The sequence below is a fragment of the Arthrobacter sp. StoSoilB19 genome (genome assembly GCF_019977275.1).
GTDB lineage: Bacteria > Actinomycetota > Actinomycetes > Actinomycetales > Micrococcaceae > Arthrobacter.
Genome location: NZ_AP024650.1, coordinates 2,510,885 through 2,525,408, shown reverse-complemented (window position 1 = coordinate 2,525,408; position 14,524 = coordinate 2,510,885). Strand labels below are relative to the sequence as shown.

The 14,524-nt window shown below is 67.9% G+C and carries 13 protein-coding genes and 2 tRNA genes; 6 read left to right on the top strand and 9 right to left on the bottom strand.

The features are described 5' to 3' along the window. Positions 1 to 29: 29 nt before the first annotated feature. From def to orn, 3 genes are all read right to left on the bottom strand, one after another. Positions 30 to 602: a peptide deformylase gene (gene def / locus LDO86_RS11590; protein WP_018769504.1), complete on the bottom strand. Its 573-nt coding sequence runs from the start codon at positions 600 to 602 to the stop codon at positions 30 to 32. Between the two features lie 133 nt (positions 603 to 735). Beyond that, positions 736 to 808 (bottom strand) — tRNA-His (locus tag LDO86_RS11585). Positions 809 to 937: 129 nt separating this feature from the next. Then, positions 938 to 1,525 (bottom strand): oligoribonuclease, encoded by a 588-nt coding sequence (gene orn / locus LDO86_RS11580; protein WP_018769503.1) that lies wholly within the window; start codon positions 1,523 to 1,525, stop codon positions 938 to 940. Between the two features lie 196 nt (positions 1,526 to 1,721). Between orn and mptB the strand changes: the two genes are divergently transcribed. Continuing rightward, complete coding sequence (gene mptB / locus LDO86_RS11575) at positions 1,722 to 3,278, top strand: polyprenol phosphomannose-dependent alpha 1,6 mannosyltransferase MptB (RefSeq protein ID WP_018769502.1); 1,557 nt, start codon at positions 1,722 to 1,724, stop codon at positions 3,276 to 3,278. 24 nt (positions 3,279 to 3,302) lie between these two features. Here the strand turns inward: mptB and LDO86_RS11570 are convergent, their stop codons facing one another. Then, positions 3,303 to 4,010: a DNA alkylation repair protein gene (locus LDO86_RS11570; RefSeq protein ID WP_018769501.1), complete on the bottom strand. Its 708-nt coding sequence runs from the start codon at positions 4,008 to 4,010 to the stop codon at positions 3,303 to 3,305. Positions 4,011 to 4,091: 81 nt separating this feature from the next. Here LDO86_RS11570 and LDO86_RS11565 point away from each other — a divergent pair, with 81 nt between their 5' ends. Next, complete coding sequence (locus tag LDO86_RS11565; protein ID WP_018769500.1) at positions 4,092 to 4,994, top strand: aldose 1-epimerase family protein; 903 nt, start codon at positions 4,092 to 4,094, stop codon at positions 4,992 to 4,994. On the opposite strand, the gene LDO86_RS11560 is transcribed toward LDO86_RS11565, so the two are convergent. Beyond that, positions 4,956 to 5,789 (bottom strand): alpha/beta hydrolase, encoded by an 834-nt coding sequence (locus LDO86_RS11560; RefSeq protein ID WP_018769499.1) that lies wholly within the window; start codon positions 5,787 to 5,789, stop codon positions 4,956 to 4,958. The genes LDO86_RS11565 and LDO86_RS11560 overlap by 39 nt on opposite strands. Beyond that, positions 5,789 to 6,874: a LacI family DNA-binding transcriptional regulator gene (locus LDO86_RS11555; RefSeq protein WP_018769498.1), complete on the bottom strand. Its 1,086-nt coding sequence runs from the start codon at positions 6,872 to 6,874 to the stop codon at positions 5,789 to 5,791. Before LDO86_RS11555 ends, LDO86_RS11560 begins: the two co-directional genes overlap by 1 nt. A gap of 168 nt (positions 6,875 to 7,042) precedes the next feature. Here LDO86_RS11555 and LDO86_RS11550 point away from each other — a divergent pair, with 168 nt between their 5' ends. Genes LDO86_RS11550 through LDO86_RS11540 form a run of 3 tightly spaced genes read left to right on the top strand, consistent with a single transcriptional unit; the run spans position 7,043 to position 10,262 of the window. Further along, complete coding sequence (locus LDO86_RS11550) at positions 7,043 to 8,212, top strand: Gfo/Idh/MocA family oxidoreductase (RefSeq protein ID WP_018769497.1); 1,170 nt, start codon at positions 7,043 to 7,045, stop codon at positions 8,210 to 8,212. Further along, a complete protein-coding gene (locus LDO86_RS11545; RefSeq protein ID WP_018769496.1) occupies positions 8,212 to 9,426 on the top strand; it encodes a dihydrodipicolinate synthase family protein in 1,215 nt (404 codons plus the stop codon). The genes LDO86_RS11550 and LDO86_RS11545 overlap by 1 nt, the downstream gene beginning before the upstream one ends. After that, positions 9,423 to 10,262 (top strand): sugar phosphate isomerase/epimerase family protein, encoded by an 840-nt coding sequence (locus LDO86_RS11540; RefSeq protein WP_018769495.1) that lies wholly within the window; start codon positions 9,423 to 9,425, stop codon positions 10,260 to 10,262. Before LDO86_RS11545 ends, LDO86_RS11540 begins: the two co-directional genes overlap by 4 nt. Before the next feature lie 126 nt (positions 10,263 to 10,388). Here LDO86_RS11540 and xylB read toward each other — a convergent pair whose 3' ends face one another. Then, on the bottom strand, positions 10,389 to 11,822 hold the full coding sequence (gene xylB / locus LDO86_RS11535) for a xylulokinase (RefSeq protein WP_018769494.1): 1,434 nt from the start codon (positions 11,820 to 11,822) through the stop codon (positions 10,389 to 10,391). Between the two features lie 3 nt (positions 11,823 to 11,825). After that, a complete protein-coding gene (gene xylA / locus LDO86_RS11530; RefSeq protein ID WP_018769493.1) occupies positions 11,826 to 13,013 on the bottom strand; it encodes a xylose isomerase in 1,188 nt (395 codons plus the stop codon). A 144-nt stretch (positions 13,014 to 13,157) separates the two neighbouring features. Here xylA and LDO86_RS11525 point away from each other — a divergent pair, with 144 nt between their 5' ends. Further along, the gene (locus LDO86_RS11525) at positions 13,158 to 14,384 is read left to right on the top strand and encodes an ROK family protein (protein ID WP_018769492.1); all 1,227 of its coding nucleotides are present in this window, start codon (positions 13,158 to 13,160) and stop codon (positions 14,382 to 14,384) included. 49 nt (positions 14,385 to 14,433) lie between these two features. Here LDO86_RS11525 and LDO86_RS11520 read toward each other — a convergent pair. Then, a tRNA-Arg gene (locus LDO86_RS11520) sits at positions 14,434 to 14,506 on the bottom strand. Positions 14,507 to 14,524: the final 18 nt, after the last annotated feature.

Below are 14,524 nucleotides of genomic sequence, written 5' to 3'. Positions count from 1 at the left end.
TGCCCGGAAGGGATGAGTGGCCGAACTTGTCAGTGGCCGAACGGATCCGGGTCCACGCCGGGCATCCACGTCAACCCCGGCACGCCCCACCCGTTTTTCTTCGCCTGCTTCCTGGCTTTGCGGGAATAGCGGTCAATCAGCCGGTTGACATACAGCTTTCCGTCCAGGTGGTCGTATTCGTGCTGGATTACCCGGGCGAACCAGCCCGTTGCCTCAAACTTCACCGGGTTTCCAAAGCCGTCGAACCCCTCCACCCGGGCCCATTCGGCCCGCTTGAGCGGATACTGCTCACCGGGGAAGGAAAGACAGCCCTCCTCCTCCTCGTCGGGGTCGGGCGCCGCGCCGGAGACCTTGGACAGTGTCAGCACGGGATTCACCAGTACACCGCTTGGGGGAGCGCCATCGTCGTTGGCGTACTTGTAAACGAAGATTCTCTTGCCCACGCCGATCTGCGGGGCGGCGAGGCCCACGCCATGCGCGGCTTCGTTGGTTTCGAACATGTCGGCAATGAGGGTGCGCAGTTCGTCGTCGAAAACCTCCACCTCGGCCGCGCGCCGGTGCAGGACAGGCTCGCCCCAGATGGTGATTGGCAGAACGGTCATATCAGTTGTCCCTCGGCTTTCGCGGTGTCCCCGGTTTTCCTGCGCGTACCCCCGGTGGGGCACAACAAAGGAGGCCGCACCGGATATCCGGTGCGGCCTCCCATGTTGACGGCTGCATGTGCCGCCCCGTGAGGGTGAGCGACGGGGGTTGAACCCGCGACCTCCTGGACCACAACCAGGCGCTCTGCCAACTGAGCTACGCCCACCATGTGCTTCAAGTGAAATCCGCCTTAGCGGCTCCCTGGAAACGCAACTCAAATAGCTTACCTGTTCGGAAGGGGTGCTTTGTCCACTTTTAGCGATTTTCGCCAAATTTCACCGAAACGTGGCGCAGATTACTCCCCGGACTGCCCGGCGGACCCGCCGGTGGTGATCCCCTGGGCGATCTTCTGGGCGGTGGCGCTGTCAGGTCCGGGCGCGGGGACGAAAACGGCTTCGCGGTAGTACCGCAGTTCATCGATCGAATCCTTGATGTCCCCGAGTGCGCGGTGTCCACCCTTTTTGGCCGGTGACTGGAAGTAGGCACGCGCGTACCAGCGGCGCGACAACTCCTTGATGGTGCTGACGTCGATGACCCGGTAGTGGAGATGTTCCACCACGGCGGGCATGTCCCGCGACAGGAACACGCGGTCCGTGCCCACCGAGTTGCCGCCCAGCGGCGCCTTGCGTGGATCCGGAACCCAGGCGGAGATGTACTCCATTACCGCGGCCTCGGCTTCTGCCATCGTCTTGCCGTGCGGAAGTTCCGCCAGCAGCCCCGACTTGGTGTGCATGTCCCGGACGAAGTCGGACATCTGTGCAACCGCGGCGTCGTCGGGTTTGATGACCACGTCAACGCCGTCACCCAGGATGTTCAGTTCCGAATCGGTGACCAGGGCTGCCACCTCGATGAGGGCGTCGTTCTTGATGTCCAGACCGGTCATTTCGCAGTCGATCCAGACGATTCGTTCGTTAGATATAGGCACCGGACCAGCCTACCGTTACACTCCCGGACCCCCTGCCGATGCTAGGATTTCGGGTACGCGGCGGGTCGCCCTTCCGCCCTGAACCATGTCCTGGCCGGCCCGTGCGGCGCGCCGGGCAAACCGCGGAAACGCAAGAAGATTGGACAATCCTGAGATGACGGCGCCTGTGCCCGCAACGGGGGAGATGGCGGCGGCCGGCAGTGCTGGAACGGGCAGTGCCGAGGTGGACAATCCGCGCTCGCCACTGCTTGTCGGTTTCCTGGGGTCCGTGTTCATGCTGTTCGGATCCTTCGGCGTGGGCTGGCTGGCCCCGGTATCGGAACTGCGCCGCATGCCCCTGTTTATCTGGATGCGCACTGAAGCCCCCGGCGTGGCCCTGTCCATCGTCCTGGTGGCGGTGGGGGGCATGCTGCTGGTGCGCGCCTGGCTGCGCCTTGGCCAGAAGGTCCGGGTGTGGGGACCGCAGGCGCGGCGGGCCACCCTGGCCGCGCTTGCGGCGTGGGGGCTTCCCATGATGTTCAGCGTGCCGCTCTTCAGCCGTGACGTCTACGCCTATATCGGGCAGGGGCGGCTGATGGTGGAGGGCTTCAACCCCTACGAAAACGGCATCTCCGCCCTGTCCAACTACTTCCAGCTCGGCGCGGACAAGATGTGGACCGAAGCCCCGGTTCCCTACGGCCAGCTGTTCCTGTGGATTGAACAATTTGTCGTCTGGGCCACCAACGTCCAGCCGGAGGCCTGCGTCATGCTGTTCCGGCTGGTGGCGGTGGCCGGCGTGGTCCTGTGCGTCATCTACGTGCCCCGGCTCGCGGAACTTCACGGCGTCAACCCGCACCGTGCCCTCTGGCTGACCGTGGCGAACCCGCTTTTCCTGACCAACTTCATCGCCAGCGTGCACAACGACTCCCTGATGATCGGGCTGGCCCTGGCGGGGCTGTACTACTCCGCCACCCGCCGGGAAATCCTCGGCATTGTGATCGTGACCCTGTCCATCGCCGTCAAGCCCATCACCATCGTCTTCCTGCCGTTCATCGGCCTCCTCTGGGCAGGGAAGAATGCTGGCTGGCTGCGGAAGGCTGCCTTCTGGGCGTTGACGGCCGGCATCAGCCTCGCGCTCCTGGCCGCGATGAGCCTGGTCAACGGATTCGGCTTCGGCTGGATCAACGGGCTGTCCGCTCCCGGCAGCATCTCCATCTGGTATGCCCCGGTGGGGCTGATCGGCATGGTGGTGGGATCGCTGGCCAACGCGTTCGGCCTGGACGGGTCGGTGCCGGCGGGCTGGGTGTTCGACGCCGGGAAGCTGCTTGCCGTGGGCATCGTCGCCTGGCAGATCCTCAAGGGGGACTACGACCGGCTGATGCGCCGGCTGGCCCTCGGTTTCGCCGCCGTGGTGCTGCTGGCCCCCATCATCCAGTCCTGGTATGTCGTCTGGCTGATCCCGCTCTTCGCCGTGACCGGGATCCGCAACGACTGGCAGGTCAAGGCCCTGTACTTCGTGGTGTCGTTCTTCATGATCTACGCCATTTCGGACCAGCTGGACGTCTTCCCCTACCTGCAGACCCAGGATCTGGGCTTCGCCCTTGCCCTGGCACGGATCGCCGCGGCGCTGACGGCTCTCCTGTTCGCCCTGTACCTGATCTTCTGGGACCCCGGCACCCGCAGGCTGTTCCGCAAAACGCACGAGCCCGTCGTCGAACGTCCCGTGATCTAGCCGTACGCCCATCTGCCAGGCGCACTACTGCGGCGCCGGTACGGCGGCGATCCCGCGCAGGGCCTCCCTGCGTGACAACGCGCTCATGGCGGGTCCCTGCCGGGCGACGAAGGCTTCCACCCACTCCGGCGCCGTCTTGCCATATTCGCGCAGGGCCCAGCCGATCGCCTTCCGGATGAAGAACTCCCGGTCCGCCAGGTTCGGCTCAATGACGGCCGCCAGCAACGCGGTGTCAGTGTCCTTCTTCGCACGCAGTTGCGACGTGATGGAGGCCCTGCGGATCCAAAGCTCGGGGTCGTGGCTCCACAGCCTCAGGGTTGCCGACACCGGGGCCCGGTGCGCCTGCAGCAGCCCGCAGATCCGGCCGGACACGCCATCCGCGAAATCCCACCAGGCGCCGGTGCGGATGATCTCCTCGTAGACGGGCAGCATGTCCAGGTCCCGGGCCACCAGCCGGTGCCCGGTCAGGTCTATGGCCGCATACCGTTCCTCCCGGAAGGTGGAGGTGCGCCAGAGCTCCAGTACGGTGGCGCGCAGTTGCCCGGCAGAGGCGGGCGGAAAGTCAGCCGCAGCCCGGGCCGCGATCCGCCGCACGTCCGGAACCCGGACGCCCAGCGAGGGAATCGCTGACCTCATGTAGGCCTGGGCGCCGGTGGCACGCTCCGGGTTGGCGAGTTCCCGGAGCGCGCCTTTGACGGCGGCGATGAGCTCCTGGTCGGCGGCGGTGTCCATGGGGCCAACTTTAGCCACCCGCCAAGGGCCGGGGTGGGGTACGCTGGTGAGCGCTAACACAATCAGAACCTGGGGGAATCCATGCCCGGCACCGAGATCCACCTCGCCCACGGACCCTACTCCGCCGTCGTCACCCGGCGCGGCGGGGCGCTCCGCGAACTGCGCCACGGGAACCGGGACCTGGTGGTGGGCTTCGGGCCCGAAGGCCCCGTGCCTGACTACCGCGGCGTCATCTGCGCGCCCTGGCCCAACCGGCTGGCCGACGGCACCTACACCTATGCCGGGAAACCGTACACGGCCGCCGTCAACGAACCCGAACGCGGCGCCGCGCTGCACGGCCTGGCCATCCATCAGGCGTGGAAGGTGCTGGAGGCGGCCGCGGACCGGGCGGTCCTGGGCTGCCGCATCCCGTCAGGCCCGGAGTACCCGGCCGACCTGGACCTCAGCGTCACCTACTCGCTTTCCGCTGACGGGCTCCACAGCACCGTCCTGGCCGTCAATGCCGGCCCCGTTGCCGCGCCCTACGGGGTGTGCCCACATCCCTACCTGGTGGCCGGGCCCTCCCCGCTGGATGACTGGTCGCTGGAACTTCCGGCCGCTGCCTACCTGGAGGTCACGCCGGACCGGCTGCTTCCCGTGGGAATGCGGGAGGTGGGCGCAGGTGCCTTTGACTTCCGCTCGCCCCGCCGGCTGGGAGAGGTGAAGATCGACCACGCCTTCACGGACATCTCCCGGGACGCCGCCGGCCTGGCACGCGTCCGGGTGCTGGATCCGTCGGGGACCGGCGTGGAACTGGAATGGGGGGCGGAGTGGCCCTGGGTCCAGGTGCATACGGGGGACAAGCCTGCCGGCCCGGACCGGCTCGGCCTGGCCGTTGAGCCCATGACGTGCCCTCCGGATGCACTGCATTCCGGCATGGACCTGGTGCACCTGCAGCCCGGCGCATCACATTCCGCGGACTGGACCATCCGGGCGCTGCCCTAGCAGGCCGCCCTTCCGGCCACCGGCAGGGCCGGTCTCAGTTTCCTGCTGCCGTGCCGGCCGGGAGCCGGCCCATCCGGCGCGCTGCAGCCACGCCGCGCACAGGGACGTCCATTGCCCGGGCCCTGGTTCGCCGGCCGCGAGTCCCAGCCCGTGCCGTCCTTCCGGGAAAACATGCAGTTCCGCCGGAACGCCGGCAGCAATCAGTGCCCTGGCATAGTTCAGGCTGTTGCTGACCGGGACGGCCTCGTCGTCGGCGGTGTGCCAAATGAATGCCGGCGGTGTGCGGGGCGTGACGTTCAGCTCCGCCGAGAGTGCCGTGAGGAGGGCCGACGGCGGTGCGTCGCCAAGGAGGTTGGCCACCGAGCCCTGGTGGGCTTCGTGGGTCAGGGACGCCACGGGGTAGCACAGCACCGAAAGATCCGGCACCGCCGCGGGATTGTCGAGCTCCGGCTTCCCCGTGGCAGCCGCCGTGCACAAGGTGGCGGCCAGGTGCCCGCCCGCGGAGAATCCCAGGACGCCGACGCGCTCCGCGTCCACGGGGAGCCCGTGCTCCCCGTTCCGGATGTGGAGCATGGCTTCCTTGGCGTCTTCCAGCGGGGCCGGGTGCCGGTCCGGGGCCACCCGGTAGCGGAGGACGAAGGCGTGGATCCCCAGTGCGGCAAGCCATTCTGCCACCGGCTCGGCTTCGTGGTCTGCCTGGCGGGCATAGCCCCCGCCCGGCAGGACCAGGATGGCAGGACGCGGGCCCGCGGCGCCGGAACGGGCGGCCACCGCGGTAAGTCCCCGCGGTGCCATCAGGCTGCCGCTTCCGTGCTGCGCCGCAGGGTTACCTCTCCGGTGATGCCGCCGGGAGCGGCCTCCACCTCGCCGCCGTCGCCGTCGGCCGGATTCCGGCCAGTGGCCCTGGTGGCAAGGCGCCCGATGTCTTCCAGGGGCAGCCGGACAGTGGACAGGGCGGGGCGGAAGTCGCGGAGGGTTTCAATGTCGTCAAAGCCGGCGATGGCTGCGTCGCGGGGGATCCGCAGCCCCTCGGACCGCAGGGCTGCTGCGGCGCCGATGGCCATGACGTCATTGACCGCAAAAATACACAGCCTGGGTGCGGCCCCGTCCCCGGACTGGGCTGCTTTGATCCTGGCGGCCAGTTGAAGTCCTGCCTCATATCCACCGGACCGGTTGAAGGCCGTGCGGAGCACCTCTGCCGGCCGCCGCCCGGCGCGCTCCAACCCTTCCTGGAAGCCGCGGACACGGTCGTCGGACGTCAGGAGGCCCTCAGGGCCGCCGATGATCACGAAGTCGCCGTCCCAGCCTTCCGCAAGCCCGGCGGCGAGCTGCCCGGCCAGCTCCTGGTTGGGGACTTTCACCACGTGGTACCCCTCCGGAGCGGTTGCACCCACGACGGGATGTCCCACCACGGCAACCCGGCCGCCGTTGCGGCAGTAGCGGTCAAGTTCGGCAGCCAGTTCGGCGTTGCCCTCCCGGTCCTCTTCCCGGCAGGAACGGGAACCGGCGATCACAATGGAGTCCGCGCGCCGCGCCGCGAAGGCGGCCACTGCTTCCTTCTCTTCGGCCGGGCCGCCTCCGGTGGTGGCGAGCAGCACCATTTTGCGTTGTTCCCGGGCGGCTTCCTGCACGCCCCTGGCGATGGCCGCGAAATAGGGGTCGGCAATGTCATGCACAATCAGGCCGATCAGGCCGGAGCTGGATTTCGCCAGGCCCTGCGCCTGGGCGTTGGGGATATAGCCCAGCGATTCAGCTGCCTGCCGGACGCGGTCGGCAATGTCCTTGCCCGGTTTACGGGCCGAGCCATTCAGCACGCGGGAAGCGGTGGCGGGCGAGACGCCGGCCAGGCGGGCCACCTCGGTAAGGGTACTTGCAGCCACTGCATCTCCTGGTGGTCGGTACGGGCTCAAAGGCTAAGCACATTATGACAGTTCAAACTGCTTCCGGAAAGCGCTTGCCAACGGAAAGCGCGCCGTGCATTATTGAAGCAGCGGGAACGCGCTTTCCCAGACAACTTCAGTACATTGCTCACTCACCGTGGAGGACACATGGGCTACGAAACCAAAACGATCCGCATCGCCATGAACGGCATTACCGGCCGGATGGGCTACCGCCAGCACCTGCTGCGCTCCATCCTGCCCATCCGCGATGCCGGCGGCTTCACCCTCGAGGACGGAACCAGGGTCCAGGTTGAACCCATCCTGGTGGGCCGCAACGAGGCCAAGATCCGCGAGCTGGCGGAAAAGCACAAGGTCTCCGAATGGTCCACCGACCTGGACGCCGTGATCAGCGACCCCACTGTCGACGTCGTGTTCGACGCCTCGATGACCAGCCTCCGCGCCGCCACCCTGAAGAAGGCCATGCTGGCCGGCAAGCACATCTTCACGGAGAAGCCCACGGCGGAAACGCTGGAGGAGGCCATTGAACTGGCGCGCGTCGGCAAGGAAGCCGGCGTCACTGCCGGTGTTGTCCACGACAAGCTGTACCTGCCCGGCCTGGTCAAGCTCCGCCGCCTGGTGGATGAAGGCTTCTTCGGCCGCATCCTTTCCATCCGCGGCGAGTTCGGTTACTGGGTCTTCGAAGGCGACATCCAGTCAGCCCAGCGTCCGTCCTGGAACTACCGCAAGGAGGACGGCGGTGGCATGACCACGGACATGTTCTGCCACTGGAACTACGTCCTTGAGGGCATCATCGGCAAGGTCAAGAGCGTCAACGCCAAGACGGCCACCCACATCCCCACCCGCTGGGACGAGGCCGGCAAGGAATACAAGGCCACCGCCGACGACGCCTCCTACGGCATCTTCGAACTCGAGACTCCGGCCGGAGACGAAGTCATCGGCCAGATCAACTCCTCCTGGGCAGTGCGCGTGTACCGCGACGAACTGGTGGAATTCCAGGTGGACGGCACGCACGGTTCCGCCGTCGCCGGCCTGAATAAGTGTGTCGCCCAGCAGCGCGCACACACCCCCAAGCCCGTATGGAACCCGGACCTGCCCGTCACCGAATCCTTCCGGGACCAGTGGCAGGAAGTTCCCGCCAACGCCGACCTGGACAACGGCTTCAAACTGCAGTGGGAAGAGTTCCTCCGCGACGTCGTGGCCGGCCGCGAGCACCGCTTCGGCCTGCTGTCCGCCGCCCGCGGCGTCCAGCTCGCCGAACTTGGCCTGCAGTCCAGCGGCGAACGCCGCACCATCGATATCCCGGAGATCACCCTCTAATGACGTCCCTCATCCTTCCCTCCGAAGACGGCGGAACCAGGGAGTACCGCCTTCAGGGCGGCGCCGCCTGGGCCCGGCCCACTGCGCCCCTGACTGCACGGCGCGCCTATGCGGCCGCCCACGTCATCCCCGAGGTGCTGGCGGACAATACGCCCGGTGCCCCCGCCCGCCTGGACTGGGACGCCACCATGGCGTACCGCCACGAACTGTGGTCCTACGGTCTGGGCGTCGCCGATGCCATGGACACAGCCCAGCGCGGCATGGGCCTGGACTGGGCAGCGACGCAGCAGCTCATCAAGCGCACGGGAGTGGAAGCCGCATCCGTGGTTTCCGCCAACAACCCGGCCACCGCCGGCAAGTCCGTCCGTGACCTCGTCTCCTGCGGCGCCGGAACCGACCAGCTGGACACCGCTGCACTGCCCACCGGCGAAGCAGGCATCCAGGCGGTGCTCGAGGCCTACCGCGAGCAGATTGCCGTGGTTGCCGAGGCCGGACCCAAGGTCATCCTGATGGCCTCCCGGGCCCTGGCCAGGGTCGCCGGCGGCCCGGAGGACTACCTGCGGGTGTACTCCACCCTGCTGCAGGAAGTGGACCAGCCGGTCATCCTGCACTGGCTGGGCACCATGTTCGATCCCGCGCTCGCCGGCTACTGGGGCTCGGACGACGTCGCAACCGCCACCGAAACCTTCCTGGGCCTCATCAGGGACCACGCGGACAAGGTGGACGGCGTCAAGGTCTCGCTGCTGGATGCCGGCCACGAAATTGCCCTGCGGGCGGCACTGCCCGAGGGTGTCCGCCTCTACACCGGGGACGACTTCAACTACCCCGAACTGATCGACGGCGACGGCAGCCACCACTCGGACGCCCTGCTGGGCATCTTCGCGGCGATCTATCCCGCCGCCTCGGTGGCCCTGCAGAACTATGACGCCGGCAACCCGGCGAAGGCGCGGGAGATCCTGGACTCCACCCGCGAACTGGGCAAGCACATCTTCAGCGCCCCCACGTTCTACTACAAGACCGGCATCGCGTTCATGTCCTGGCTCAACGGCAAGCAGCCCGGCTTCCAGATGGTGGGCGGCCTGCACTCCGGCCGCTCCGTATGCCACCTGGCCAGGACCTTCGAACTCGCCGACCAGGCCGGCCTGCTCAGGGACCCGGCGCTGGCAGCCTTTCGGATGTCGGACTACCTGCGGATCAACGGGGTGGGAGTATGAGCGACTTCTCCCGCCTCTCCATCAACAGTGCCACCACCAAGAAGTGGACGCTCGCCCAGGTCGTCGAGGGCTGCGTCAACGCCGGGATCCCCGCCATCGGACCGTGGCGGGACCGGGTGGAGGAGGCCGGCCTGGACAAGGCCGCCCGCCTGATCAAGGACGCCGGGCTGCGTGTCTCCTCGCTGTGCCGCGGCGGATTCCTCACCGCCCCCGATCCAGAGGGCCAGGCGGCCGCGCTCGCGGACAACAAGGCAGCCATCCTGGAAGCCGTGGCACTGGACACCAGGGAGCTCTTCCTGGTGGTCGGCGGCCTGGCCCCGGGGGAGAAGGACGTGGTGGCAGCCCGCCAGCGCGTCGCCGACCGGCTCGCCGACCTGGTTCCGTTTGCGCAGGAAAACGGCGTACGCCTGGTCCTGGAACCGCTGCACCCGATGTATGCGGCTGACCGCGCGCTCATCTCCACCCTGGGCCAGGCGCTGGACCTCGCAGCGCCCTTCGACGCCTCAACGGTGGGGGTCGCCGTCGATACCTTCCACGTCTGGTGGGACCCGGAACTGAAGGCGCAGATCGAGCGGGCCGGCCGGGAGAGCCGCATCGCCTCCTACCAGGTGTGTGACTTCAACATGCCCATCGCCGCCGATCCGCTGCTGTCCCGAGGCTACATGGGCGACGGCGTGGTGGACTTTGCCACCATCGGCACCTGGGTGCGGGATGCCGGGTACACCGGCGACATCGAAGTGGAAATCTTCAATCAGGAGATCTGGGACACGGACGGCAATACCGTCCTGGCCTCAGTAAAGGAGCGCTACGCGGAGCTCGTCCTCCCGTACGCCTGACCTGACCCAAGACCGCGGGCTCCTGCCACGTTCCCAACATGACTGGCAGGAGCCTGCGCCCCACATGGAAAGGACCCGGACCGGCGGTGGATGCCCACCGCGGGTCCGGGTCCCTTTGTTTCTTTGTTACCTGTTGCTGCCCTGGGTATACAGCGAGGCGAACCGCCGGTACCGGGCCAGCACGCCGCCGTCGTCCTTCCCCGGTGGAAGGTTGACGGCGCCAGCAGCCCATGCAGGGAAACGTCCGGTGAGGGCCGCCGCTGCCTGGCGTGCCGCGCCGTCGGCAACATACTCACCCGGCTCCGGCACTGTGACGGGTGTTCCCAGCAGGGCCGCTGCGACTTCCTGCACGGCGGTGGATTGGGCGCCCCCGCCCACCAGGAGGATCCGGCGGGCAGACACGCCCTGGGCCTGCAGCGCCGCCAGGCCGTCGGCCAGGGAGCAGACCACGCCTTCGACGGCGGCGCGCGCCAGGTTGGCCGGGGTGTAGTTGGCACGGGTGATGCCGTGCAGGGTACCCGTGGCGTCCGGCAGGTTGGGTGTCCGTTCCCCGTCAAGGTAGGGCACCAGGGTGAGCCCTCCGGCGCCGGAACCGGCAGACAGGGCCAGCCGGTTGAACTCCGGCAGGTCCACGCCCAGCAGCGCCGCCGTGGCATCAAAGACCCGGGTGGCGTTCAAGGTGCAGACCAGCGGCAGGTAGTGCCCGGCAGCGTCGGCAAACCCCGCCACCAGTCCGGACGGATCTGCCGCCGGTGTTTCCGAGACGGCGAAAACGGTGCCGGATGTGCCCAGGGACATCACGACGTCGCCCAACCCCGCCCCTGCGCCAAGCGCGGCGGCCGCGTTGTCCCCGGCACCCGCTGCCAGGACGCTGCCTGCGGGAGTCCGCCCGGCCGCCTCCAACGGGCCAAGAACCCTGGGGACGGCAGGAACGTGGCCGAGCGCCGCGGACAGGACGTCCGGAAGGTAGTTGTCCTCCGCCGTCGAGTAGTACCCCGTGCCTGATGCGTCGGAGCGGTCTGTGGCCAAGGCGGCAAGCCCTTCGGCGCCGCTGCCCGGGCCGAAGCCGGCGAGCCGCCACGTCAGCCAGTCGTGCGGAAGGCAGACAGCGGCCACCTTTGCCGCATTCTCCGGTTCGTTTTCCGCCAGCCAGTGCAGCTTGGTCACCGTGAGGGAAGCAACGGGGACAGTTCCGGTGGTGCGGGCCCAATACTCGGCGCCGGCGGCGGGATCGCCGCCGCCGGCATCCTTGATGAGCTCCACGGCCGCGCCGGCGCTGCGGGTGTCGTTCCACAGCAGCGCCGGGCGGATGACGGCACCGTCGCTGTCCAGGCAGACCATGCCGTGCTGCTGCCCGCCCACCGAGACGGCGCTGACGTCATCCAGCCCGCCGGCGTCGGCCGCCGCCTTTTGAAGGGCAGTCCACCAATGGTCCGGATGAACCTCGCTGCCGGCAGGGTGCGTGGCCCGGCCCTGGCGGACGAGTGCTCCGGTATCCGCGTCGCGGATCACCACCTTGCAGGACTGGGTGGAGCTGTCGATGCCTGCGACGAGCACCATGGCCTAGTGGGCGCCGAGGAGGTGTTCGATGGCGAGCTGGTTGAGGCGCACGAAGGCAAAGGAGCGTTCGGCTGCCTTGTCGGCGTCGAAGTCCTGGAATGCTGCGGCGTCGGCCAGCAGGTCGGCGGTGGTTTCGCCGGCCTTGAGGGTGGGTTCGCCGAGTTCGAAGACGCCGGAGGTCTTGAGGGCTTCCTGTACCTGCGGGTCGGCGCGGAAGGCCAGGGCGCGTTCCTTCAGCAGCAGGTACATGGACATGTTGGCCTTGGCCGACTCCCACACGCCGTCGTAGCCATCGGTGCGGGAGGGCTTGTAGTCGAAGTGCCGGGGGCCGTCATAGGTAGGGCCGCCGCCGGGGAAGCCGTTCTCGAGCAGGTCCACGGTGAAGAAGGCGCTGGTCAGGTCCCCGTGTCCGAAGACGAGGTCCTGGTCGTACTTGATGCCGCGCTGGCCGTTGAGGTCGATGTGGAAGAGCTTGCCGGCCCACAGGGCCTGGGCGATGCCGTGGGTGAAGTTCAGTCCGGCCATTTGCTCGTGGCCGGTTTCGGGGTTCAGGCCCACGATGTCGCCGTGCTCGAGCTGGGCGATGAAGGCCAGGCCGTGGCCCACGGTGGGCAGGAAGATGTCGCCGCGGGGTTCGTTGGGCTTGGGCTCGAGCGCGATCCGCAGGTTGTAGCCCTTGTCCTTGATGTAGCCGGCGGCGGTGTCCACGCCTTCCTTCATCCGGTCCAGGGCGGCGGCCAGGTCCTTGGAGCCGTCGTATTCGCTGCCTTCCCGGCCGCCCCACATGACAAAGGTTTCGGCGCCGAGTTCGGCGGCGAGGTCGATGTTGCGCAGGACCTTGGAGAGGGCGAAGCGGCGGATCGAGCGGTCATTCGAGGTGAAGCCGCCGTCCTTGAAGACAGGGTGGCTGAACAGGTTGGTGGTCACCATGGGAACTTTCAGCCCGGTCTCGGACAGGGCCGCGCGGAAGTTCTTCAGGATCAGGTCCCGCTCCGAGGCGGAGGCATCAAACGGGACAAGGTCGTTGTCGTGGAACGTGATGCCGTACGCGCCCAGTTCTGCCAGGCGGTGCACGGCCTCCACCGGGTCCAGCGCGGCACGGGTGGCGACGCCGAACGGATCGGCGCCGGTCCAGCCGACGGTCCAGAGACCAAAAGTGAATTTGTCGGCGGGGGTGGGCGTAAGAGTCATGATGCGTCCTTGCGATCGGGCTCCGCGGAGGTGCGAAGCTTTAGTTTATTGCCTGAACTATATGAGCCGTCGTAGGGTTGGGTCAAGAGTCCCGGCTGGAAAACAGCCGGAAAATCTGTCGGAACTTGGACGGGGAGGTTTGTGATGGTGATGCCGGCGCCTGCAGTGGCGGGACCCGGAGGCGCTGCCCCCGGAAGCGTGGCGGATGTCCGGCGCAGCAACCTGGCACTGGTCCTTGGCGCAATCGCCGAGTTTCCGCCAGGCGTCCATCCCAGCCGCGCCCAGCTGGCCGGAGCCACCGGACTGACCAAGGCATCAGTGTCCAGCCTGGTGCTGGACCTCCTTGACGCAGGGATCGTCCGCGAAATCGGCCTCAACCCGCAGGGGCGGGGCCGTCCCGGCGTGGGTCTGGAACTCAGCCCCAGCCGGGCGGTCATGGGGATGGAAATCAACGTCGACTACATCTCCGCGGCAGTGGTGGACCTCGCCGGAACCGTCCTCGTCCGGGAGGAAGAGGAACGCGACAACCGCAACAGCCCGGACGGGCCGGTGCTGTCCGCGCTCGCAGCCCTGGCCGCCCGGGTCAGGAGCACGGCGGGGGAGCACGGCGTCGAGGTCCTGGGTGGCGGACTTGCCGTGCCCGGGCTCGTTGACCCGGCCCTGGCGCGGGTGCTCACCGCTCCGAACCTGGGCTGGGTCAATGCGGACCTGGACCTGGAGGCGCTGCTGCCCGAAGCTCCCCTTGGGGTGGCGCTGTTCAATGAAGCCAACGCCGCAGCCCTCGCCGAACTGCGGCACCGGCCGGACGGGGCGTCGGACTTCCTCTTCGTCTCCGGCGAGGTGGGCGTCGGTGGCGGGATAGTCATCGGATCAGAGCTATTCACCGGTCCGCACGGCCACGCGGGCGAGGTGGGGCACATTGTGGTTGACCCCGACGGCGGGCATTGTTCATGCGGCGGGACCGGCTGCCTGGAGACCGTTGCCGGCCAGGACGCCATTTTTGCCGCGGCCGGCCTGGCCCTGGACCGGGGTTCCCGCTCCGCGGACATGTCCGCCCTGCTGCAGGCGCTGCGGGCCGGGGAGCCCCGGGCTGTTTCCGCCGTCGAACGTGCGGGACGCTGCCTGGGGATAGCACTCGCCTCGACGGCGCGGGTGGTCAACATCGAATCTGTGGTCCTTGGGGGCCACTTCGCGGTCCTCGAACCATGGCTGCGTGCCCCGTTGCTGGCGAGCCTGGACAAATATGCGCCAGGGAAATATGCATCCAGCCAGGTGACGATGTCCGCCGTTGGCGAGTCGGGCGCCCTTTTGGGGGCAGCCGGAAGCGTGATCCGCTCCCTGATGGAAGCGCCGCACCGGCTGCACGCGTAGCGCCACGCACAACGCCCCGGTCCGAAGACCGGGGCGCCATCCACTGCGGTGCCCCAGGAGGGAATCGAACCCCCGACCGGCGGATTAGAAGGCCGCTGCTCTATCCCCTGAGCTACTGAGGCGTTGGCTTCCGGCCTGCA

Excerpts from the sequence above, each read along its gene's own strand:
- LDO86_RS11560 (WP_018769499.1), bottom strand. The coding sequence starts at position 5,789 with ATGGCACCGCGGGGACTTACCGCGGTGGCCGCCCGTTCCGGCGCCGCG.
- LDO86_RS11540 (WP_018769495.1), top strand. The coding sequence starts at position 9,423 with ATGAGCGACTTCTCCCGCCTCTCCATCAACAGTGCCACCACCAAGAAG.
- xylA (WP_018769493.1), bottom strand. The coding sequence starts at position 13,013 with ATGACTCTTACGCCCACCCCCGCCGACAAATTCACTTTTGGTCTCTGG.
- LDO86_RS11570 (WP_018769501.1), bottom strand. The coding sequence starts at position 4,010 with ATGGACACCGCCGCCGACCAGGAGCTCATCGCCGCCGTCAAAGGCGCG.
- def (WP_018769504.1), bottom strand. The coding sequence starts at position 602 with ATGACCGTTCTGCCAATCACCATCTGGGGCGAGCCTGTCCTGCACCGG.
- LDO86_RS11545 (WP_018769496.1), top strand. The coding sequence starts at position 8,212 with ATGACGTCCCTCATCCTTCCCTCCGAAGACGGCGGAACCAGGGAGTAC.
- mptB (WP_018769502.1), top strand. The coding sequence starts at position 1,722 with ATGACGGCGCCTGTGCCCGCAACGGGGGAGATGGCGGCGGCCGGCAGT.
- LDO86_RS11565 (WP_018769500.1), top strand. The coding sequence starts at position 4,092 with ATGCCCGGCACCGAGATCCACCTCGCCCACGGACCCTACTCCGCCGTC.
- orn (WP_018769503.1), bottom strand. The coding sequence starts at position 1,525 with ATGACCGGTCTGGACATCAAGAACGACGCCCTCATCGAGGTGGCAGCC.
- xylB (WP_018769494.1), bottom strand. The coding sequence starts at position 11,822 with ATGGTGCTCGTCGCAGGCATCGACAGCTCCACCCAGTCCTGCAAGGTG.
- LDO86_RS11550 (WP_018769497.1), top strand. The coding sequence starts at position 7,043 with ATGGGCTACGAAACCAAAACGATCCGCATCGCCATGAACGGCATTACC.
- LDO86_RS11525 (WP_018769492.1), top strand. The coding sequence starts at position 13,158 with ATGGTGATGCCGGCGCCTGCAGTGGCGGGACCCGGAGGCGCTGCCCCC.